Here is a 21,204-nt window from a genome sequence, read left to right on the forward strand (position 1 = left end):
GCTCAGGGCATGTCGCCGGCAGGCGCCCGCCGGGCCCACAGGTCGTGCACGTCGCTGTCGGTGACGATGACTTCGGCGAACTCCCCGGGCTTCAGGGCTTGGCCGTCCGTGACGTACACCAGACCGTCGATCTCGGGCGCATCGGCGAAGGAACGGGCCACCGCGCCCTCCCCGTCCACCTCGTCCACCAGCACGCGCAGGCGGCGTCCCACCCGTGCTGCCAGGCGTTGGGCGCTGATGTCCTCCTGCACCAGCATCAGGCGCTGGCGGCGTTCCTCCTTCACCTCCTCGGGCACCGGATCGGGCAGCGCATTGGCCGCGGCCCCTTCCACCGGCGAATAGGTGAAGCAGCCCACCCGGTCCAGCCGGGCTTCTTCCAGGAACTGCAGCAGCAGCTGGAAGTCCCCCTCCGTCTCGCCGGGGAAGCCCACGATGAAGGTGCTGCGGATGGCGAGATCGGGACAGGTTTGGCGCCAGCGCTCGATACGCCGCAGGGTGTCCTCCGCCGCGGCGGGACGCTTCATGGCCTTGAGGATGCGTGGACTCGCGTGCTGGAAGGGAATGTCCAGATAGGGCAGGATCCTGCCCTCGGCCATGAGGGGGATCAGTTCGTCCACGTGGGGATAGGGATAGACGTAGTGCAGGCGTACCCACACCCCCAGCTCGCCCAGAGCCTCTGCCAGTTCCGTGATGCGCGTGCGCAGGGGGCGGCCGCCGTGGAAGCCCGTGCGGTATTTCACATCCACCCCGTAGGCGCTGGTGTCCTGGGAGATGACCAGGATCTCCCGGACGCCGGCGCGCACCAGACTCTCCGCCTCGCGCATCACCTCGTGCACGGGCCGGCTCACCAGGTCCCCGCGCAGGGAGGGAATGATGCAGAAGGTGCAGCGGTGGTTGCAGCCCTCGGAAATCTTGAGATAGGCATAGTGGCGCGGCGTCAGCCGCACGCCCTGGGGCGGCACCAGGTCGGTGTAGGGATCGTGGGGTTTGGGCAGATGGGCATGCACCGCCGCCATGACTTCTTCCGTGGCATGGGGGCCGGTCACCGCCAGCACCCGGGGATGGGTGGCGCTCACCACGTCCCCCTTGGCGCCCAGACAGCCGGTGACGATCACCCGGCCGTTTGCCTCGAGCGCCTCGCCGATGGTGTCCAGCGACTCTTCCACGGCGGCGTCGATGAAGCCGCAGGTGTTGACGATCACCAGGTCCGCCTCGGCGTAGCTGCCCACGATGTCATAGCCCTCCGCCCGCAGCCGGGTGAGGATGTGCTCGGAATCCACGGTGGCCTTGGGACAGCCGAGGGAGACGAAACCGATGCGCGGGGTCTTCATGACGCCCCTCGCGCGGCAGGTAAAATCGGCAGGCGTTCCCGCCGGGAGTCGGACATGTACCTCATCGTCATCGGTTGGCTGTATGTGGTGCTCATGATGGCGCTCACCGCGAAAAGTTTCGCGGCCGGTCTTTCGGTCTTCCTGGGCTGGGGCCTGGCACCGGCGGCCCTGTTCCTGTGGTTCCTGGGCCGCCGCCTACGCAAGGTGACCCACCAGCGCATCCGCCCCCAGGATGGACGCCACACCGAGGGCGATCAGTAGCACCTGCTGCAGGGTGGCGCGCAGCTCGGCGCGCCGGTGCAGGCCCGGGATGAGGTCCGCCACCGCCACGTAGATCATGCTCGCCGCCGCCAGCGCCAGGGCGAAGGGCACCCAGCCCCGCACCGCCTCCAGGGCGTACCAGGCCAGCACCCCGCCCACCAGGGTGGCCAGGCTGGAAAGCAGGTTGAGGGCGAAGGCCTTCGCCCTGCTGTAGCCCGAATGGAGCAGGATCAGGAAATCGCCCACTTCCTGGGGGATCTCATGGGCGATGATGGCGAGCGCAGTGATCATTCCCAGGGGCGCGCTGGTGAGAAAGGCGGCGGCGATAATCACGCCGTCCACGAAATTGTGGAAGGTATCGCCCACGGTGATCATGAGCCCGCTGCGACCATGGTCGTGGCCCGCCTGCTCCGGCGCGTGGGCCTCGCAGGCGTCGGTGTGGCAGTGGCGCCAGAGCACCAGTTTTTCCAGCAGGAAGAAAAGCAGGATGCCCACCAGCAGGGTGGCGCTCACCGCGCCCACGCTGGGCCCCTCCTCCAGGGCATGGGGCAGGATTTCCAGGAAGGCCGCGCCCAGCAGCGCGCCGATGGCATAGCTCACCAGCACCGGCACCAGCGCCGCGCTGGCGGAAAAGGCCACCGCCGCCGCCACCAGGAGGCTCAGTACGCCGCCGGCGACGCTGGCGAGGATGATGTAGGTGAGACTGGTCACGACGAGCCCGGCAAAAACCGGGGATTATCCCAGTTTTGCGGGAGGTTGTGGAACGATCAGGCGGGCGCGGCAAGGCCCGCCGCCGCCGTCAGGTGCGTCTCGATTTCCGCCGCAGGCATGGGCCGGCCAAACAGGTAGCCCTGGGCGAGGTCGCAGCCATGCTCCCGCAGCCACTGCCACTGGGCCGGCGTTTCCACGCCCTCGGCCACCACCGACAGCTTCAGGCTGTGGGCCAGGTCGATGATGGCCGCGGCGATGGCGGCATCGTTGGGGTCGTCCACCACGCCGTCGATGAAGGAGCGGTCGATCTTGAGGGCGGTGAGGGGAAAGCGCTTGAGGTAGGCCAGGCTGGAATAACCGGTGCCGAAATCGTCGATGGCGAGCTTGAGCCCCAGGGCACGCAGGCCCTCCAGGTGGGCCACGCTTTGCAACTGGTCGCCCATCAGGATGCTCTCCGTGACTTCCAGCTCCATCTGTCCGCCACACCGGTTCATGCCCGCCCCCGCCAGGATGGCCGCCACGTCCTCCACCAGGGCCGGTTTGGCGAACTGGCGTGCCGAAAGGTTCACCGCCACCCGCAGGGGCGGCAGACCCCGCCGGTTCCAGTCCATGATCTGCCGGCACACCGTGGCCAGCACCCACTCGCCGATGGGCTCGATGAGCCCGCTGTCCTCCGCCACGGGAATGAACTCGCCGGGACTCACCAGCCCCCGTTCCGGATGCCGCCAGCGCAGGAGGGCCTCCAGTCCCACCCAGCGCCCGGTGTTCACCTCCACCTGGGGCTGATAGAACACCTCGAACTGCTCTTCCCGCAGGGCCTGGCGCAAGCCCGTCTCGATCTCCAGCCGGCGGCGCACTTCGGCATTCATTTCCGCCGTATAGAAGCTGTAGCGGTTGCGTCCGTCCGCCTTGGCCCGGTACATCGCCGTATCCGCGTTGCGCAGCAGATGCTCCGCATCCGCGTCGTCGATGGGATAGAGGGTGATGCCCATGCTCGCCGTGACATTCACCTCCCGCCCGTCGATCTCGTAGGGTTTGGCCACCACCGCCAGCAGCTTGTCCGCCACGCGGGTGACGTCCGGAATCTGGCGGATGCCCGACAGCAGCAGGGTGAATTCGTCCCCACCCTGACGCGCCACCACGTCCGAGGCCCGCAGCGCGCCGCGGATCCGGTCGGCCACCTGCACCAGCAGGGCATCGCCGGCACGGTGCCCCCAGGTGTCGTTGATGGTCTTGAAGCCGTCGAGGTCCAGAAAGGCCACGGCAAGCAGGGTCTCGTCCCGTTGCGCCTGCACCATCGCCTGCTCCAGCAGCTGCCGGAACAGCACCCGGTTGGGCAGGCCGGTGAGGGCGTCGTGGGTGGCCTGGCGCAGGATCTCGGCTTCGAACTGCTTGCGCTCGCTCACATCCCGCACGGCGGCGATCACGAACCGCCCCTTCTCCGTCTCGAGGGGCGCGAGGCTCACCTCCACCGGGAAGGTGCTGCCATCCCGGCGCCGCGCCACGAGATCCACGCTGGGCGATCCCATTTCCCGGACCCGGGGCGCGGCCAGATCGCGGCGCCGCAGGACCTCGTGCGCCTTGCGGCGGTCCTCCGGCAGCAGAAGCTCCACGGACTGGCCCACCAGTTCCCCACGGGGGTAGCCGAACAGGGTTTCGCACCGGGCGTTGGCCATGACGATGTGCCCGGCGCGGTCCATCACCAGCACGCCGTCCGGCACCACGTCCATGATGCCTTCCATCTCCAGGCGGGAGGCCTGCAGCGCCCTGGCCATGGTGTCCAGGCTCGCCGCCAGCTCCCCCAGCTCGCCGCGGTTGCGCACCCCCGGGCGGGCGGCGAGATCCCCGGCCGCCATCCGGCGCGAGAAATCCCGCAGACGGCGCACCGGCGCCAGCACGGCTTTGTCCGCAAACACCCAGCCCAGGGCGAACACCGCCAGCGTCATGCCCAGCACCAGCGCGAGCCGCCAGTGCAGCGCCTGCCGAAGGGGTGCCTCCACCACGTGGACGGGCACACTGGCCGCCACGTAGGCAAGGACCTGTCCGTGCCAGACGATCGGGCTGTAGGCGATCAGCCTGCGCGTCTCGGCCTCGGTCTCCAGCACCCCGGCGGGGGAACCCGCCTGGATGGCCCGCGCAAGCGCCACGGCCGGATGGGGTTTGCCCAGGGCTTCGGGCTCGGCCGGCGCGCGGGCCACCACCGTGCCATGGCGGTCCACCAGGCTGAGCGCGGTGTCGGCCGGCAGCGGCCTGGCGTTGAGCAGGGCCGACAGCCAGTCGGCCCCCACCGCGGCATAGACGACACGCGTGACCTCGCCCTGGGCGTCCAGAACGGGGTAAGCCATGGGCAGAACGGCCTGTCCCGAGACGCGGCCGATGATGTAATGCCCCGCCACGAAATCGCGCCTGGCGCGCGCCGCCTGGAAATAGTCCCGGTCGCCCAGAAAGGTGCCGGCACCCCCCAAAAGGTCGCACAGGAGCCGGCCATCGGCCCCGATCACCCCCACGTTGACATAGCCGCGGCTGCGGGGGTCTAAAGAAGCCAGCCGGGCCGCACAGGCCCTCGCATCGCCCTGCGCCACGTCCGGCAGGTTGGCGAGAAGGGCGAACAAAAGGCGGGCCTCGTCCACCACCTGGCGCTGCTCCCGCGCCGCCTGGGCGGCGAGTGCCTGCACCTGGGCCGCGGCGGCCGCGCGCGCACCGCGCCAGTCCTGCAGCAGGTCGTAGCCCAGCGCCGCCAGCCCTGGCAGGACGGCGAGCAACAGCAGAAGCAGGAGCCGGGCCCTGAGGCCGTGGAAATTGGGAGTCCGCATGATCTTGGGTCGCTGAAAGGGTGATAGCGACCCAAAACGCAGGGACTTGAGCCTTGGGGGGCGCTGGCGGCTCGCCTGACGGCCGGGGCCCGTCATGGCGGCGGGCGCCGCCCGGGACTTCGGGCCCTGTCGCCCGGGTCAGGACGCTGCACGGCCTGCCGCAAAGGCGCGGTGGCGGCCGGCGCTCAGCGCGGGCCGCGTCCGGCGGCGCTTCGGCGCCGGGCCAGGGCGAGGAGGGCCAGGACGTAGCCGGACAGGGCGTAGGCGACGAAGAACAGGAACAGCACCTGGGCGGTCTTGTACACCAGCAGGGCGAAGCCGACCACGATGAGCAGGAGCGCCACGAAGGGGATGCTCTTGCGCATGTTGATTTCCTTGAAGCTGTAGTAGCGCAGGTTGGACACCATGCTCAGGCCCGCGAACAGGGTGAGCGCCCAGGCCCCCCAGACCACGTCGCGCCCGACGATGTCGTAATCCGTCATCACCCACACCAGCCCCGCCAGCAGCGCCGCCGCCGAGGGGCTGGGCAGGCCCTGGAACCAGCGCTTGTCGGCCACGTCCAGCTTGGTGTTGAAGCGCGCCAGGCGCAGCGCCGCCCCCACGCAGAAGACGAAGGCGGCGATCCAGCCCAGCTTGCCCAAGTCCCGGAGCGCCCAAACGTAAATCACCAGCGCCGGCGCCACGCCGAAGGACACCATGTCCGACAGGCTGTCGTATTCGGCGCCGAAGGGGCTCTGGGTCTTGGTCAGCCGCGCCACGCGGCCGTCTAGCCCATCCAGGATCATGGCCACGAAGATGGCCACGGCCGCGTGCTCGAAGCGGCCGCTCATCGCCTGGACGATGGCATAGAAGCCTGCGAACAGCGCGGACGTGGTGAACAGGTTGGGCAGCAGGAAGATGCCCTTGCGGCGCAGGCTGGGGTCGATCAGGGGACGATGGGGGCCGGGCATGGTGCCGGATTAAACCACAGCGGCCCGGCGCCGACTAGCGCAGCGGCAGACGGGCGAGCACCGTCCGTCCCGCATAAACCTTCTCGCCCAGGGAGACCTGCACGGCGCTGTCCGGCGGCAGGTACACGTCGAGACGGGAGCCGAAGCGGATGAAACCGTAGCGTTGCCCGAGATCCAGATGGTCGCCGGGGCGGGCATCGCACAGGATACGGCGCGCGATGAGGCCGGCGATCTGCACCACGGTGATCGGCACACCGCAGTCGGCGGTCATCAGCACGGCATTGCGCTCGTTCTGGGCCGAAGCCTTGTCGAGCGCGGCATTGACGAAGGCACCCGGGAAATAGCGCACCTCCTCCACCGTGCCGGCCACCGGGCTGCGCTGGGAGTGGGCGTTGAACACGTTCATGAACACGCTGATCTTGAGCGCGGGCAGATCGCGGTAGGGATCCGTGGTCTGCTCCACCACGATCACCCGGCCGTCTGCCGGGGAGAGCACCACGTCCGCGCCGGTGGCCGCGGGCACGCGGGGCGGGTCCCGGAAGAACTGCAGCACGAACACCGCCCACATCCAGAAGGGAAACGCCGCCCAGCGTCCGGCGAACAGGTGCACGCCCAAAGCGACCAGGAGCGAGCCGGCCAAAATGGCCCAGCCCTCGCGCGCGATGATGGGATGGGGGTAGCGGGACATCACGGGCCTCCGGAGGGGGCGGGCTCGGGGCACTGGCCGCGAGCCCGCTGGGGGGCCATCCGGGGTTCAGTTCTTGGAGGTATCGACCAGCTTGTTCTTGGCGATCCAGGGCATCATGGCGCGCAGCTTGGCCCCCACCACCTCGATGGGATGTTCCGCGGTGAGGCGCCGGCGCGCGGTCATCTCGGGATAACCCATGCGCCCTTCCAGGATGAATTGCTTGGCATAGCTGCCGTTCTGGATGTTGGCCAGGGCTTCGCGCATGGCCTGGCGCGAGTGCTCGTTGATGACCCGCGGACCGGTGACATACTCGCCATACTCCGCGTTGTTGGAGATGGAGTAGTTCATGTTGGCGATGCCGCCTTCGTACATGAGGTCCACGATCAGCTTGAGCTCGTGCAGACACTCGAAATAGGCCATCTCCGGCGCGTAGCCCGCTTCCACCAGGGTCTCGAAGCCCGCCTTCACCAGTTCCACCACACCGCCGCACAGCACGGCCTGCTCGCCGAACAGGTCGGTCTCACATTCCTCGCGGAAGGTGGTCTCGATCACACCGCCGCGGGTGCCGCCATTGGCCGCGGCATAGGAGAGGGCGATGTCACGCGCCTTGCCGGAAACGTCCTGGTGCACCGCAATCAGCGAAGGCACGCCGCCCCCCTGGGTATAGGTGGAGCGCACCAGGTGCCCGGGCCCCTTGGGCGCCACCATGATCACGTCCAGATCGGCGCGCGGCTGGATCTGGCCATAGTGGATGTTGAAGCCGTGGGCGAAAGCCAGCGCGGCGCCCTTCTTGATGTTGGGCTCGATCTCGCTGGCATAGACCATGGGCTGCTGCTCGTCCGGCACCAGCACCATCACCACGTCGGCATCCTTTACCGCCGCACCCACTTCCTTCACGCTGAGCCCGGCCTTCTTCGCCTTGTCCCAGGATGCGCCGCCCTTGCGCAGGCCCACCGTCACCTTGACACCGGAATCCTGCAGGTTGAGGGCGTGGGCATGACCCTGGGAGCCGTAGCCGATGATGGCGACCTTCTTTTTGCGGATGATGGAGAGGTCGGCGTCCTTGTCGTAATACACTTTCATTGCGGTCTTTCCTTTCAAAATCAACCACGGAGACACAGAGGCACAGAGCAGAGCAGGAAGGCTCCGTATTCCCTGTGCCCCGGTGGTGAAACTAAATCTTCAGCACGCGCGCGCCGCGTCCGATGCCGCAGGCGCCGGTGCGCACGGTTTCCAGGATCAGCGCCGGATCCAGGGCCTCCAGGAAGGCATCCAGCTTGCTGCCATTGCCCGTGAGCTCGATGGTGTAGGTATTGTCGGCCACGTCGATGATGCGGCCGCGGAAGATGTCGGACATGCGCTTCATTTCCTCACGCCCTTCGCCTTCCGCCTTGACCTTGACCAGCATCAGCTCGCGCTCGATGTGGGCGCCTTCGTTCAGGTCCAGCACCTTGATCACGTCGATCAGCTTGTTGAGCTGCTTGATGATCTGCTCGATCACCTCGTCCGAGCCACTGGTGACGATGGTCATGCGCGACAGGGAGGCGTCTTCGGTGGGGGCCACGGTGAGCGATTCGATGTTGTAGCCCCGCGCCGAGAACAGTCCCGCCACGCGCGACAGCGCCCCGGCTTCGTTTTCGATGAGGATGGAAATGATGTGGCGCATGATGGTTCTTCAGAGGTCTTCGGCCAGGATCATCTCGGACAGGCCCTTGCCGCCCGGCACCATGGGATAGACGTTCTCGGTCTGGTCGGTGACGAAATCCAGGAACACCAGCTGATCCTTGAGCTTGAAGGCTTCCCTCAGCGCACCTTCCACATCCGCGGGTTTCTCGATGCGCATGCCCACATGGCCGTAGGCTTCCGCCAGTTTCACGAAGTCCGGCAGGGCATCCATGTAGGACTCGGAATAGCGGTTACCGTGGAAGAACTGCTGCCACTGGCGCACCATGCCCATGTAGCGGTTGTTGAGGTTGATGATCTTGATGGGCAGGTGGTACTGCTTGCAGGTGGACAGTTCCTGGATGTTCATCTGGATACTGGCCTCGCCCGTGATGCAGGCCACGGTGGCGCGCGGGAAGGCCAGCTTCACGCCCATGGCCGCCGGCAGGCCGAAACCCATGGTGCCCAACCCGCCGGAATTGATCCAGCGGCGCGGCTTGTCGAACTTGTAGTACTGCGCCGCCCACATCTGGTGCTGGCCCACGTCGGAGGTGATGTAGGCGTCCCCCTTGGTCACCTCCCACAGTTTCTCGATCACGAACTGGGGCTTGATGATCTTGGCCGCGCGGTCGTACTTGAGGCAGTTCTTGGCGCGCCACAGCTCGATCTGGGTCCACCAGGTCTTGAGGGCGGCCGGGTCGATCTTTTCCTTGGAGGTCTGCACCAGCTTCAGGATCTCGTCCAGCACGTTGCCCACGTCACCGACGATGGGCACATCCACCCGCACCCGCTTGGAAATGGAGGACGGGTCGATGTCGATGTGGATGATCTGGCGCTTTTCCTGGTAGAAGTGCTGGGGATTGCCGATCACGCGGTCATCGAAACGGGCGCCCACGGCCAACAGCACGTCGCAATGCTGCATGGCCATGTTGGCCTCGTAGGTGCCGTGCATGCCCAGCATGCCCAAAAACTGGGGATCGGTCTCCGGGAAGCCGCCCAGGCCCATGAGGGTGCCGGTGCAGGGCACGCCCAGGGTTTTCACCAGCCGGGTCAGCCGGTCCGCCGCATTGCCCAGGATCACGCCGCCGCCGAAATAGACATAGGGCCGCTTGGCGGAGAGCAGAAGCTGCACCGCCTTCTTGATCTGCATGGGATGGCCCCGGGTCACCGGATTGTAGGAGCGCAGAGTGATTTTCTTGGGATAGTCGAACTCGGCCTTCTGGATGGTCACATCCTTGGGAATGTCCACCACCACCGGGCCGGGGCGGCCGCTGGCGGCGATGTGAAAGGCCTTTTTCAGGGTGAGCGCGAGATCGCGCACGTCCTTCACCAGGAAATTGTGCTTCACGCAAGGACGGGTGATGCCCACCATGTCCACTTCCTGGAAGGCGTCCATGCCGATGGCCGCGGTGGGCACCTGGCCGCTGAGGATCACCATGGGGATGGAGTCCATGTAGGCGGTCGCGATGCCGGTCACCGCATTGGTGGCACCCGGACCGCTGGTCACCAGGGCCACGCCCACCTTGCCCGAGGCCCGGGCGAAACCGTCGGCGGCATGGACCGCCGCCTGCTCGTGGCGCACCAGTACGTGCTTGATCTTATTCTGCTTGAAAATCTCGTCGTAGATGAACAGCACCGCGCCGCCCGGGTAGCCGAAGACGTATTCCACGCCTTCCTCCTGCAGGCAGCGCACGACGATCTCGGCGCCCGTCAGCTCCATGATGTGATTGCCCTGAATCTGGGAAAAATTTGGAAAAGAACGTGAAACACTATCGTTTGGCCGTCCCGCGGTCAAGGGGAACCCCGCGCCAGCCCCGCGTGCAGGCTTGCGCGCGGGGCCTTCCCGGCTCGGAACACCCGTGCGCCAGGCTGGCGGCGCAGGCCGGTTTTGTTACCATTGCGCCTTTCCCTGGCTGCACCGGAAGGCACTACCCTGGCCACCCCGCACGAACTGTCCGAGTTCCTGAAATCCGTGGAGCGGCGCGCCTACAAGCAGGCGCAGTTCGCCGTGGGGGACAGCCATCTCGCCCTGGATGTGGTGCAGGATGCGATGCTCAAGCTGGTGAGCAAATACGCCGACAAACCGGCCGAGGAGCTGCCCCTGCTGTTCCAGCGCATCCTGCAGAACGCCATCCGCGACCATTACCGGCGGCAGAAGGTGCGCAACCTGTGGGTCACCCTGTTTTCCGGCCTGTCCGCCAGGGAGGACGAGGACTCGGAACACGATCCGCTGGAGACCCTCCAGTCGGCAGAGCAGCCGGACGCGGACAGCGTGGGCGCCAATCCGGCGAGCACCATGGAACGCATGCAAACCCTTGCTTTGATTGAGGAAGCGCTGCAAACATTACCGCTGCGTCAACGTCAGGCCTTCCTTCTGCGTTATTGGGAAGGCCTTGATGTGAGCCAGACCGCCCAGGTCATGGGCTGCTCCGAAGGCAGCGTGAAGACCCACTGTTCGCGCGCCACCCACGCGCTGGCCGAGGCCTTGAGGGCGAAAGGAATCGAGCTATGAACGAGACCGAATTTGCACGCAGGATCCGCGATCATCTGAACTTCGGCGTGCGGCATCTGGACCGGAAAATGCTCATGCGCCTGGAAGCCGCGCGGCGCCAGGCCCTGGCCGGTCTCCAGGCCGAACCGGCCCACGCGCCTGCCTGGCAATGGGTCAGCGCCGGTCCCGGCGGGCATCGCGGCCATCCCGTCCTGCGCCGCTGGCTGCCCCTGCTCATGCTGCTGGCCGTGCTCGGCGGCGCCCTCTATTGGCAACAGACGCTCCACGACCAGGAAGACGACGTGGACGCGGCCCTGCTCGCCGACGAGCTGCCCCTCGACGCGTATCTGGACCACGGCTTCCAGGCATGGCTCGAACGCTCCTCGCAGCGCTGATCGCGGCTTGCCTCACCGCCGGTGCCCTGGCGGCGGGGCCCGGCACGCCGTCCCCGAATCCGCCGCCCCCACCCGCGCCGGCCAAGCCGGCCCCCGCCTGGCATCAGCTCACCCCGGCACAACGCCAGGTGTTGGCCCCCCTCGCGCCGCAATGGGACCGCATGCCGGACCGGCAGCGCCGGCGGCTCGTCGTCGTGGCCGACAGGTATCCGAAAATGACGCCCCAGGAACAGCAGAGGGTGCGGGAACGGCTCGCGGAGTGGGCGCGTCTGACCCCCGAGCAACGGGAACTGGCGCGCGAACGCTACCGCAAACTCAAGCAGCTGCCGCCGGAGAAACATCGGGAAGTGAAGCAGAAGTGGCAGGAATACCAGGCTCGCAAGCAGGCCCCGGCCACACCCGAGGCAGGCCCGCCCATCCCCTATGTCACCGGGGGTGAGCCCGACGAGTGAGCCCGCTCACTCGTGGGAGATTTCCTCCAGGAGCCGCATCACTTCGTTGACCCGGGCGTCCTTGTTCTCCAGCATGGCCACCACGTTGCCGATGCTGCACACGCTCAGCCGGTCCCCGCGCACGATCCAGCCCTTTGCCGGGGTCCAGCCGTTCATCTGGGAAAACAGGGAAAAGACGTCGGTATTGCCGGAAATCATGCGGCGATACCAGTGGGCGAAGCGCGCCAGGTTGGTGAGCGTCTCGTCCGGAATCACGCCCAGGCCTTCGATGATGCTGCCATCATCCTGAAATCGGCAGACGGCAAGCACGCCGTCCAGCACCAGCATCCGTTTCAGCATCGGCCGCCCCTCAAGCCTTGCACTCGGCCAGCGCCGCGAAGGCGGCTTCGTAGTCGGCGTCGCGGTTGCGCACCACCACGCCGTAATTGCCGTCCACCACCGCGGACCAGTCCAGCCCCACCAGGGAAAAGCCCTGTAGCGGCTCGAACCCGGTCTGGCCGGTGAGCGCCTCCCAGCCGCGTGCCTCCAGGGTGGCCACCGCGAGATTGGCCACGCAGGTGTGGGCGAGCAGGTCCAGCACCTGGGGCGTGAACTCCGTGCCCTCCTTGATCTGGTGGGCAACCAGATCGCCCTTGTCGGTGTACTGGAAGGCGGCCAGCGCGCCAGGCACTTGCATCAGACGGTCGAGACTCATGGATCACTCCTGGGAATAAAGCGACTGGAAATTGCCGGAGCCGGCAGGCGGCTCAGTACAGCTTCTCGTGCACGTCGCCGCCGATCTTGGCGTACATGTAAACGAGCGGGTTTTCCTCGATGTCCCCCACCTTGGCGCGCATGATGGTCATCACGTCGTTGAGCAATCCCGGCGTGTTCTGGCAGAAGCAGAAAATGTTGCCCACCACGCACACCGACACGTCGCGCCCATGCACGATCCAACCCTGCAGGGGCTTGCAGCCGCAATCCTCCGGGGCAAAAGAGGAGAACAGCTCCACCTGCATGTTCATGCTGAGGGTGTTGGCACGGCACAGGATCGAGGCCATGCGCGCGTGCTCCGAGGAAATGTTGCCTTCGTAGGAATAGCGGTCGCCCCGGTAGGCGTATTCGCCGGCGGCGATCACGCCCGGGATCTGCATGAGCTGCGAGATGATGCGCATTGACTTCCTCCCATCCTGCCGCTACCGTCGCGGGCTGGCCGCCTGCGGGCATGGCACCTTTTGACTACCGTTTGTTAGTCCCATGATAGAGAGCGCGACAAATTGTCGCAATCCCCCACCGGGCCTGCTGCGCCGCCTCGCGAGCATGGTCTATGAATGCCTGCTGGTGCTCGCCGTGCTGTTCGCCGCGGCCCTGGTCTATATCCTGCTGCGCAACCCCCAGGCCCCGGGGGGCATGCTCTTTTTCCGCCTCTATCTTGCCCTGGTGATCGCCGGCTATTTCCTGTGGTTCTGGACCCACGGCGGCCAGACCCTGGCCATGAAGACCTGGCGCCTGCGCCTCGTGGCGGCGCAGGGCGGGCCGGTGCGCGCCGGGCAGGCCGCGGCGCGCCTGCTGTTCGCCACGCTGGGCATCGCCGCCTTCGGGATCGGCCTGCTGTGGGCGTTATGGGATCCGGACCGACAGTTCCTGCACGACCGCCTGGCGGGTACCCGCCTGGTGCGCGAGGGGCCCGCCGGCTAGCGCCGCTCGGTCCAGGTCATCAAACCGAGGGCGAGGCCCAGGAAGAACAGGGTGGGGAATACGGCCGCGAACAGGGGCGGCCAGTCCTGCAGCAGACCCAGATTGGCGAACACCCGGTTCAGCAGGTGGAAGAGCAGGCCCAGCATGATGCCGCCGAACACCCGCCCCCCCACCCCCCCGGCACGCGGCCTGTGCAGGGCGAAGGGCACCGCCAGCAGCACCATCACCAGGATCGCCAGGGGATAGACGAACTTGCTCCAGAGGGCGATTTCGTAGCGCGCGGTGCGCTGCTTGTTCTCCTGCAGGTGGCGCACGTAGGCATACAGATTCCAGGCGGACATCTGCTCCGGCACCACCAGCAAAACACTCAGCATGTCCGGATTGAGGGCCGAGGTCCAGTAGGCCTGGGGCAGACGCGCCACGCGCACGCCGCCCGCCTCGAAATGCGTCTGCTCCACGTTGGTCAGCCGCCAGCTGGAATCCGAGAGGTGCCGGCCCTCCTGGGCGTAGCTGATGGTGCGCAGGTTGTAGGCGGGGTCGAATTCGTAAATCTTCACGCCCATCAGGGTGGAATCCGGCAGCACTTCGCCCACGTTGACGAAGCTCGAGCCATCCTTCATCCACAGGCCGGAGCGGAATTCCTGGGCCACCACGGTGTTCATGGCCCGCGTGCGCAGCTGGGTGGCGGTGCGCTCGGCGGCGGGCACGACGAATTCCCCCACCACGAAGCTCAGCAGCACGAACAGGAGCCCCACCCGCAGGCCGGACAGCCCGATGCGGAACACCGAGAAGCCGGAGACCCGCATCACCGTCAGCTCCGAGTGATGGGCAAGCTGGGCCAGGCCGTAGAGCGCGCCGATCAAGACGGCGATGGGAAACAGCTCATAGACATGGCCGGGCACCGTGAGCAGCACGTAGGCGAGGATCTGCCCCAGTCCGTAATTGCCCCTGCCCAGGTAGGAAAGCTCGTGGATCAGGTCGAAAAAGGCGAACAGCACCACCAGGGCGGAGAACACCAGCGCGGTGCCGCCCAGAATGGCATGGGCGAGATAACGGTCGAGGATCTTCACCGACGCCTGCCCGCAAACAGGGGCACCACCGACAGGCGCCGGTAGAACAGGAAACTCACCACCAGCGCCATCACCAGGTGCACGCTCCACAGTCCCACCCAGGGCGACAGCTTGCCCTGGGCCACCCAGGCCTGGGCCACGGACAGCAGGTTGCTGTAGATCATGTACACGAACACCGCCGCGATCAGGTGCAGGGACCGGCCGCTTCGCGGATTGACGTAGCTCATGGGAATCGCCAGCAGGGCCAAAAGCACGGCGCCGATGGGCAGAGCGGCGCGCCACTGGAGCTCGGCGTTGCCATCCGGCGTAGGGTGCACGAGCAGGGCCAGGGTGGACATGCCCTTGATACCGGCGTCCACCATTTTCGCCTCGTAGGGCTCCACCCGCAGCAGGTAGCGCTCGAACTGCAGGATGCGGTAATCCAGGCGACCGGCCACGCCCTCGTAGCGCCGGCCGTGCTCCATGATCAGGAAACGGTCGCCATTGGGCGCAAGCCACTGGCGCCCCTCGCCGGCCACGATGATGCCCAGCCGGCCGTGCTGCTCCGAGCGCACGAACACGTTGCGCACCGTGTCACCGGCCAGGCCCAGACTTTCCACGAAATAGACCCGGTCCGCGGTTTTGCTCTCGCGGAAGAGGCCGGGTGCGATGGCCGAGACTTCCTCGCGGCTTTCCACCTGGCTGCGGTATTCAGCGCTCTTCCGCACGGCCCACGGCCCCACGCCCAGGCTGATCACCGCGATCAGCAGCGTCAGCGGCAGCGCCACCGTCAAAAGGGGCTTGATCCACGCCGTCGCCCCCAGCCCCACGCTTTGCCACACCACCAGCTCGTGGTCGCGCGCCATGCGCGTGAGGGTCAGCAGCGTCGCCACGAACAGGGTGGCGGAGAGCAGCACCGGCAGATAGTTGATGATGCTGAAGCCCAGGATGACCAGCACCGCCTCGGGCGGCATGACCCCGCTCGCGGCCCGCCCCAGGAAGCGGATCCACAGGGTGGTGACGAAAATGCCCGCCAGCACCGCGAACACCGCTACACAATTGATCAGCAACTCGTTGACGAAGGCCCGGCGGTAGAGCATGCGGCGGCAAACTTTGACTTTTGGCGGGAAAGACGCGAATAATTCGGGGAGAACCCTGGTTTGAGCAAGTTTCCGGCGCGGCGCGCCGTCTGGCGCTGGCGCCGGTCCCCGAAACAACCTGTAGCGAGCATCGAGGAGTGCGAGGTGGAATTTAGCATAAAAAGCGGCAGCCCCGAGAAGCAGCGCTCGGCCTGCGTCGTGGTGGGCGTGTACGAGCCGCGCAAGCTTTCCCTGGCGGGCGAGATGATCGACCGCGTCGCCAATGGCTACCTGTCCGACATCCTGCGCCGTGGCGACATGGAAGGCAAGGTGGGCAGCACCCTGCTTTTGCACAACGTGCCCAACACGCTGTGCGACCGCGTGCTGCTGGTGGGGCTGGGCAAGGAGCGGGAATTCCGCGAGAACGAATACCGCAAGGCGGTGCGTGCCGCCATCAAGACGCTCAACGAAACCGGCTCCATGGAGGCGGTGCTTTATCTCACCGAACTCAACGTGCGCCGGCGCAGCGTGGAGTGGCGGGTGGAGCAGGCGGTGCTCGTGGCGATGGAGGCCGTCTACCGCTTCGACCGCATGAAGAGCAAGCAGGAAGAGGTGCGCCGGCCGCTGCGCAAGCTCACCCTCGCAGTGAGCCGCCGCAACGAGATCGCCGGCTGCGAGGAAGCGGCCCGGCGTGGCGAGGCCATCGCCCAGGGCATGAATCTGGCGAAGGATCTGGGGAACCTGCCGGGCAACGTGTGCACGCCCGCCTATCTGGCCGACCAGGCGCTGGGGCTAGGGCACACCTACGGCTTCAAGGTGGAGGTGCTGGAGCAGCCGGATCTGGAGAAGCTCAACATGGGCGCCTTCCTGTCGGTGGCCAAGGGCAGCCGCCAGCCGCCCAAGCTGATCGTGCTGCGCTACGACGGTGCCGACAAACCGTCCAGGCCGCTCGTGCTGGTGGGCAAGGGCATCACCTTCGATGCCGGGGGGATTTCCCTGAAGCCCGCCGCCGAGATGGACGAGATGAAATACGACATGTGTGGTGCCGCCAGCGTGCTGGGCACCTTCAAGGCCCTCGCCCTGAACCGCCTGCCCCTCAATGTGGTGGGCATCATCCCCACCTGCGAGAACCTGCCGGACGGCAATGCCAACAAGCCGGGCGACATCGTCACCAGCATGTCGGGCCAGACCATCGAGATCCTCAACACCGATGCCGAGGGCCGGCTGATCCTGTGCGACGCCCTCACCTACGCGGAACGTTTCGAGCCCGAGGCAGTGGTGGACATCGCCACTCTCACCGGTGCCTGCGTGATCGCCCTGGGGCACCACGCCTCGGGGCTGTTCAGCACCAGCGACGCGCTGGCGCGGGAACTGCAGGCCGCGGGCGACGAAGCCTGGGACCGGGCCTGGCACATGCCCCTGTGGGACGACTACCAGGAACAGCTCAAGAGCAATTTCGCGGACATGGCCAATATCGGCGGGCGCGCCGCGGGCTCCGTCACCGCCGCCTGTTTCCTGTCCCGTTTTACCAAGAAATACGACTGGGCGCACCTGGACATCGCCGGCACCGCCTGGAAATCGGGCGCCGAAAAAGGCGCCACCGGGCGGCCGGTGCCGCTCCTGGTGCACTGGCTGACGCGCCGCGCAGCAGACTGAAGGAGCAGGCGGGCGTGACGCGCATCGACTTTTACACCCGCGTCGAGGACCGCTTCCGTTTCGCGTGCAAGCTGTGCACCAAGGCAGTGGCCAACCGGCTGCGGGTGGCCGTGCTCACCGCCGACGAGGCCGCCACGGAACGGCTCGACCGTCTCCTGTGGACCCTGCCCGCCACCGGCTTCGTGCCCCACGTGCGCGCCGACTCGGCCCTGGCGCCGGTCACGCCGGTGCTCATCCACCACGAGCCCGCGGGCTTTTTGCACGACGATCTGCTCATCAATCTCAGCGACGAGCGGCCTGCGGTGTTCGCGCGTTTCCGACGGCTGATCGAAATCGTGAGCACGGACGAGGAGGACGTGCGCCGGGCGCGGGAACGCTTCCGCTTCTACCGCGACCGCGGCTACGAGCTCGCCACCCACGACATGAGCGGCCGCGAGTGAGGCACCATGAGTGAGGCCGACGACGTCCTGGGCAAGCTGGATGCCCTCCTGAAGCGGCATCAGGCGCCGTCCGAGCCCGACATCCCGGTGCTCACCGAGGTGGTAGTGCCCTCGCCGCTGGACTTGGAGGCCATTCCCATCCTCACCGAGGAGGTGATCGAATACCAGCTCCCTCCCGGTGAAGCCTCCAGCCCGGCGGGGGAAGGAGCGCCGGAAGAGCCGCCTTTCCCGGAACTCCTGCCGGCGGTCCCCGCCGAAGCCAGCGCCCCCGCCCCCCTGCCCGTGCTGGAATTCGAGCTGCCGGCGGATGCGCGCTGGGTGTCCCTGGTGGAAACCGGGGCCGCGCCAGCCACCGAAGTCCCCGCCGAGACCGTCCCCGCCGAGACCGTCCCCGCCGCACCGGCACCTGCACCGGAACCCGGTGCGCCCATCGCGCCCGGCGCCGGATCCCCCGCCGCCGTCGAGCGGCCACCGGGGGAGGTCCCCGCGGCGGTGCCGTCCGTGCTGTCGCAGGAGACCATCCAGCTCATCGCCGACACCATCAAGGCGGACGTCGCGAAAATCCTGGATGAGCAGCTGCAGCAGGCCCTTGCCCAGCAACTGCAGACCAGCCTGCACGTGGCCCTGGACCGCGCCCTGGCGAGCATGCTGGACCAGTTCGTGATCCACATCGAGGAAGTGGTGAGGGTGTCCATCGCCAGCGAGCTCGAGAAGCAGCTCGAGCAACTGCGCAAATCCCTGCCCTGATTCCCGGGCGCCGGTATAATTCTGCGTTTTTCTGCGCGCCCAAGGCCTGTCATGGAACTCGCCAAGAGCTTCGAACCCCACGAGATCGAACGACGCTGGTATCCCATCTGGGAAGAACGCGGCTATTTCACCGCCACCCTGGACCCCGGGCGTCCCGCCTACTGCATCATGCTGCCGCCGCCCAACGTCACGGGCACGCTGCACATGGGGCATGCCTTCCAGCACACCCTGATGGACGCCCTCATCCGCTATCACCGCATGAAGGGCGACAACACCCTCTGGCAACCCGGCACCGATCACGCCGGCATCGCCACCCAGATCGTGGTGGAGCGCCAGCTGGAGCGGGAGGGCAAGACCCGCCACGACCTGGGACGCGAGGCCTTCGTCAAGCGGGTGTGGGAGTGGAAGGAGGAATCGGGCTCCACCATCACGCGCCAGATGCGCCGCCTGGGCGCCTCGCCGGACTGGTCCCGCGAGCGCTTCACCATGGACGAGGGCCTGTCACGCGCGGTGACCGAGGTGTTCGTGCGTCTGTACGAGGAGGGCCTGATCTACCGGGGCAAGCGCCTGGTGAACTGGGATCCGGTGCTCATGACCGCGGTCTCCGATCTGGAAGTGATCTCGGAAGAGGAAGACGGCTATCTCTGGCACATCCGCTATCCGCTGGAGGACGGCAGTGGTCACGTGGTGGTGGCCACCACCCGTCCCGAGACCCTGCTGGGCGACGTGGCGGTGGCGGTGCATCCGGAAGACGAACGCTACCAGCACCTGATCGGCAAACACGTGCGGCTGCCGCTGGCCGAGCGTTCCATCCCCATCATCGCCGATGCCTACGTGGATCCGGCCTTCGGCACCGGCTGCGTGAAAATCACCCCCGCCCACGACTTCAACGACTGGCAGGTGGGCCAGCGTCACGGCCTGATTCCCATCAACATCTTCACCCTGGATGCCAGGCTCAACGACCTCGCGCCGGCGGAATACCAGGGACTGGACCGCTACCAGGCCCGCGCGCGCATCATCGAGGATCTCGAGGCCCGCGGCCTGCTCGCCGAAACCCGCAAACACAGGCTGATGGTGCCGCGCGGCGACCGCACCCATGCGGTGATCGAGCCCATGCTCACCGACCAGTGGTTCGTGCGAATGGAAGGGCTCGCGCGCCGGGCGCTGGAAGTGGTGGACAGCGGGGAACTGCGCTTCGTGCCAGAAAACTGGACCACCACCTACCGGCAGTGGCTGGAAAACATCCAGGACTGGTGCATCTCGCGCCAGCTCTGGTGGGGTCACCGCATCCCCGCCTGGTATGACGAGGACGGCAACGTCTATGTGGCACGCACCCGCGAGGAGGCAGAGGCCAAGGCGAACTGCAAAACCCTCACCCAGGACGAGGACGTGCTGGACACCTGGTTCTCCTCCGCCCTGTGGCCGTTCTCCACCCTGGGCTGGCCCGACGACACCCCGGAGCTCAGGCTGTTCCTGCCCACCTCGGTGCTGGTCACGGGCTTCGACATCATCTTCTTCTGGGTGGCGCGCATGGTGATGATGTCCCTGCATTTCACGGGCAAGGTGCCCTTCCGCGAGGTCTATGTCACGGGACTGGTGCGCGACGCCCAGGGCCAGAAGATGAGCAAGTCCAAGGGCAACATCCTGGATCCCCTGGATCTCATCGACGGCATCGACCTGGAGCACCTGGTGGCCAAGCGCACCGCCAACCTGATGAACCCGAAGCAGGCCGCCTCCATCGAGAAGGCCACGCGTCTGGAATTCCCCAAGGGCATCCCGGCCTTCGGCGCCGATGCCCTGCGCTTCACCTTTGCCAGCCTTGCCACCCACGGCCGGGACATCAAGTTCGACCTGCAGCGCTGCGACGGCTACCGCAACTTCTGCAACAAGCTGTGGAACGCCTCCCGCTTCGTGCTGATGAACTGCGAGGGCCACGACGTGGGGCTTGACGAGGCCAAACCGCTGCAGTATTCCGACATCGACAAATGGATCATCGGCCGGTTGCAGCAGGCGGAACAGGAGGTGGTCGACGCCTTCGCCCAGTACCGCTTCGACCTCGCCGCCCAGGCCATCTACCAGTTCGTGTGGGACGAGTATTGCGACTGGTATCTGGAGCTCGCCAAGGTGCAGCTCGCCCGCGGCAACGAGGCCGAGACCCGCGCGACACGCCGCACCCTGATCCGGGTGCTGGAAGCGACCCTGCGGCTCGCCCATCCCCTGATTCCCTTCATCACCGAGGAGCTGTGGCAGAAGGTGGCACCCCTGGCCGGCGTGCAGGGAGAAAGCATCATGCTGCAACCCTATCCGGAGCCCCAGCCGGCCCGCATCCACCCCGAGGCCATGGAGAAAGTGGCCCTGCTCAAAGCGCTGGTGGGCGCCTGCCGCACCCTGCGCGGTGAAATGAATCTGCCCCCCTCCCAGAAGGTGCCCGCGGTGGCCCTGGGCGATCCCGCCATGCTGGCGGCGCTCGAGCCTTACCTCGTGGCCCTGGCCAAGCTGAGCGAGCTCACCATCGAAACCGAGGCCCTCCCCCATTCGGTGGCGCCGGTGCAGATCGTGGGCGACTACCGCATCATGCTGAGGATCGAGGTGGATGTGGCCGCGGAACGGGCCCGCCTAGAGCGGGAGATCGCCCGCGTGCAGGCGGAAGCCGCCAGGGCCGAGGCCAAGCTGGCCAATCCCGCCTTCGTGGAACGGGCGCCCGCCGCGGTGGTGGAGCAGGAAAGGCAGCGTCTGGCGGGCTTCCAGGCCACCCTGGAAAAACTCACTGCCCAGCGTGCCGCCCTGGGTGCCTGAGTGGCC

The 21,204-nt window shown here is 66.9% G+C and carries 22 protein-coding genes; 9 read left to right on the forward strand and 13 right to left on the reverse strand.

What is annotated here, in order from left to right:
* Positions 1-2: 2 nt before the first annotated feature.
* The gene (gene rimO / locus ACZ42P_RS05535; protein ID WP_464899084.1) at positions 3-1,331 is read right to left on the reverse strand and encodes a 30S ribosomal protein S12 methylthiotransferase RimO; all 1,329 of its coding nucleotides are present in this window, start codon (positions 1,329-1,331) and stop codon (positions 3-5) included.
* Positions 1,332-1,385: 54 nt separating this feature from the next.
* Between rimO and ACZ42P_RS05540 the strand changes: the two genes are divergently transcribed.
* Positions 1,386-1,592, forward strand: coding sequence for a hypothetical protein (locus ACZ42P_RS05540; protein ID WP_464899085.1), 207 nt, complete (start codon positions 1,386-1,388; stop codon positions 1,590-1,592).
* Here ACZ42P_RS05540 and ACZ42P_RS05545 read toward each other — a convergent pair.
* From ACZ42P_RS05545 to ACZ42P_RS05575, 7 genes are all read right to left on the reverse strand, one after another.
* Positions 1,527-2,303, reverse strand: a complete 777-nt coding sequence (locus tag ACZ42P_RS05545) for a ZIP family metal transporter (RefSeq protein WP_464899086.1) — start codon at positions 2,301-2,303, stop codon at positions 1,527-1,529. The genes ACZ42P_RS05540 and ACZ42P_RS05545 overlap by 66 nt on opposite strands.
* 56 nt (positions 2,304-2,359) lie before the next feature.
* Positions 2,360-5,116, reverse strand: coding sequence for a bifunctional diguanylate cyclase/phosphodiesterase (locus ACZ42P_RS05550; protein WP_464899087.1), 2,757 nt, complete (start codon positions 5,114-5,116; stop codon positions 2,360-2,362).
* 185 nt (positions 5,117-5,301) lie between these two features.
* Entirely contained in the window at positions 5,302-6,066 is a 765-nt protein-coding gene (gene pssA / locus ACZ42P_RS05555) for a CDP-diacylglycerol--serine O-phosphatidyltransferase (RefSeq protein WP_464899088.1), read from the reverse strand.
* A 34-nt stretch (positions 6,067-6,100) separates the two neighbouring features.
* Entirely contained in the window at positions 6,101-6,754 is a 654-nt protein-coding gene (locus ACZ42P_RS05560) for a phosphatidylserine decarboxylase (protein ID WP_464899089.1), read from the reverse strand.
* 66 nt (positions 6,755-6,820) lie between these two features.
* Positions 6,821-7,837 carry a ketol-acid reductoisomerase gene (gene ilvC / locus ACZ42P_RS05565; RefSeq protein WP_464899090.1) on the reverse strand — a complete coding sequence of 339 codons (1,017 nt, stop codon included), beginning with the start codon at positions 7,835-7,837 and terminating at the stop codon, positions 6,821-6,823.
* Positions 7,838-7,928: 91 nt separating this feature from the next.
* Entirely contained in the window at positions 7,929-8,420 is a 492-nt protein-coding gene (gene ilvN / locus ACZ42P_RS05570) for an acetolactate synthase small subunit (protein WP_464899091.1), read from the reverse strand.
* 9 nt (positions 8,421-8,429) lie between these two features.
* Complete coding sequence (locus ACZ42P_RS05575; RefSeq protein ID WP_464899092.1) at positions 8,430-10,136, reverse strand: acetolactate synthase 3 catalytic subunit; 1,707 nt, start codon at positions 10,134-10,136, stop codon at positions 8,430-8,432.
* A 213-nt stretch (positions 10,137-10,349) separates the two neighbouring features.
* Between ACZ42P_RS05575 and ACZ42P_RS05580 the strand changes: the two genes are divergently transcribed.
* The 3 genes from ACZ42P_RS05580 to ACZ42P_RS05590 are packed head-to-tail and all read left to right on the forward strand — an operon-like array spanning position 10,350 to position 11,754.
* Entirely contained in the window at positions 10,350-10,928 is a 579-nt protein-coding gene (locus tag ACZ42P_RS05580; protein ID WP_464899371.1) for an RNA polymerase sigma factor, read from the forward strand.
* On the forward strand, positions 10,925-11,302 hold the full coding sequence (locus ACZ42P_RS05585) for a DUF3619 family protein (protein ID WP_464899093.1): 378 nt from the start codon (positions 10,925-10,927) through the stop codon (positions 11,300-11,302). Before ACZ42P_RS05580 ends, ACZ42P_RS05585 begins: the two co-directional genes overlap by 4 nt.
* Positions 11,275-11,754, forward strand: coding sequence for a DUF3106 domain-containing protein (locus tag ACZ42P_RS05590; RefSeq protein ID WP_464899094.1), 480 nt, complete (start codon positions 11,275-11,277; stop codon positions 11,752-11,754). The genes ACZ42P_RS05585 and ACZ42P_RS05590 overlap by 28 nt, the downstream gene beginning before the upstream one ends.
* Positions 11,755-11,760: 6 nt before the next feature.
* Here ACZ42P_RS05590 and ACZ42P_RS05595 read toward each other — a convergent pair whose 3' ends face one another.
* Genes ACZ42P_RS05595 through ACZ42P_RS05605 form a run of 3 tightly spaced genes read right to left on the reverse strand, consistent with a single transcriptional unit; the run spans position 11,761 to position 12,908 of the window.
* The gene (locus tag ACZ42P_RS05595) at positions 11,761-12,093 is read right to left on the reverse strand and encodes a DUF2173 family protein (protein WP_464899095.1); all 333 of its coding nucleotides are present in this window, start codon (positions 12,091-12,093) and stop codon (positions 11,761-11,763) included.
* A gap of 10 nt (positions 12,094-12,103) precedes the next feature.
* Positions 12,104-12,448, reverse strand: a complete 345-nt coding sequence (locus ACZ42P_RS05600; RefSeq protein ID WP_464899096.1) for a DUF2173 family protein — start codon at positions 12,446-12,448, stop codon at positions 12,104-12,106.
* A 52-nt stretch (positions 12,449-12,500) separates the two neighbouring features.
* A complete protein-coding gene (locus tag ACZ42P_RS05605; protein WP_464899097.1) occupies positions 12,501-12,908 on the reverse strand; it encodes a DUF2173 family protein in 408 nt (135 codons plus the stop codon).
* An 82-nt stretch (positions 12,909-12,990) separates the two neighbouring features.
* On the opposite strand from ACZ42P_RS05605, the gene ACZ42P_RS05610 reads away from it, so the two are divergent.
* Complete coding sequence (locus ACZ42P_RS05610; protein ID WP_464899098.1) at positions 12,991-13,431, forward strand: RDD family protein; 441 nt, start codon at positions 12,991-12,993, stop codon at positions 13,429-13,431.
* Here the strand turns inward: ACZ42P_RS05610 and lptG are convergent.
* Together lptG and lptF are read right to left on the reverse strand one after the other, a co-directional pair.
* Entirely contained in the window at positions 13,428-14,501 is a 1,074-nt protein-coding gene (lptG, locus tag ACZ42P_RS05615) for an LPS export ABC transporter permease LptG (protein ID WP_464899099.1), read from the reverse strand. The two genes, ACZ42P_RS05610 and lptG, sit on opposite strands and share 4 nt — an antisense overlap.
* On the reverse strand, positions 14,498-15,580 hold the full coding sequence (gene lptF / locus ACZ42P_RS05620; RefSeq protein ID WP_464899100.1) for an LPS export ABC transporter permease LptF: 1,083 nt from the start codon (positions 15,578-15,580) through the stop codon (positions 14,498-14,500). Before lptF ends, lptG begins: the two co-directional genes overlap by 4 nt.
* A 144-nt stretch (positions 15,581-15,724) precedes the next feature.
* On the opposite strand from lptF, the gene ACZ42P_RS05625 reads away from it, so the two are divergent.
* From ACZ42P_RS05625 to ACZ42P_RS05640, 4 genes are read left to right on the forward strand one after another with little or no spacing between them, the layout of a single operon-like run.
* On the forward strand, positions 15,725-17,215 hold the full coding sequence (locus ACZ42P_RS05625) for a leucyl aminopeptidase (protein ID WP_464899101.1): 1,491 nt from the start codon (positions 15,725-15,727) through the stop codon (positions 17,213-17,215).
* A gap of 14 nt (positions 17,216-17,229) precedes the next feature.
* Positions 17,230-17,655, forward strand: coding sequence for a DNA polymerase III subunit chi (locus tag ACZ42P_RS05630; protein ID WP_464899102.1), 426 nt, complete (start codon positions 17,230-17,232; stop codon positions 17,653-17,655).
* Between the two features lie 6 nt (positions 17,656-17,661).
* Positions 17,662-18,402: a hypothetical protein gene (locus tag ACZ42P_RS05635; RefSeq protein ID WP_464899103.1), complete on the forward strand. Its 741-nt coding sequence runs from the start codon at positions 17,662-17,664 to the stop codon at positions 18,400-18,402.
* 51 nt (positions 18,403-18,453) lie between these two features.
* Positions 18,454-21,198 carry a valine--tRNA ligase gene (locus ACZ42P_RS05640; protein WP_464899104.1) on the forward strand — a complete coding sequence of 915 codons (2,745 nt, stop codon included), beginning with the start codon at positions 18,454-18,456 and terminating at the stop codon, positions 21,196-21,198.
* Positions 21,199-21,204: the final 6 nt, after the last annotated feature.

The sequence above is a fragment of the Thiobacter subterraneus genome (genome assembly GCF_055379455.1).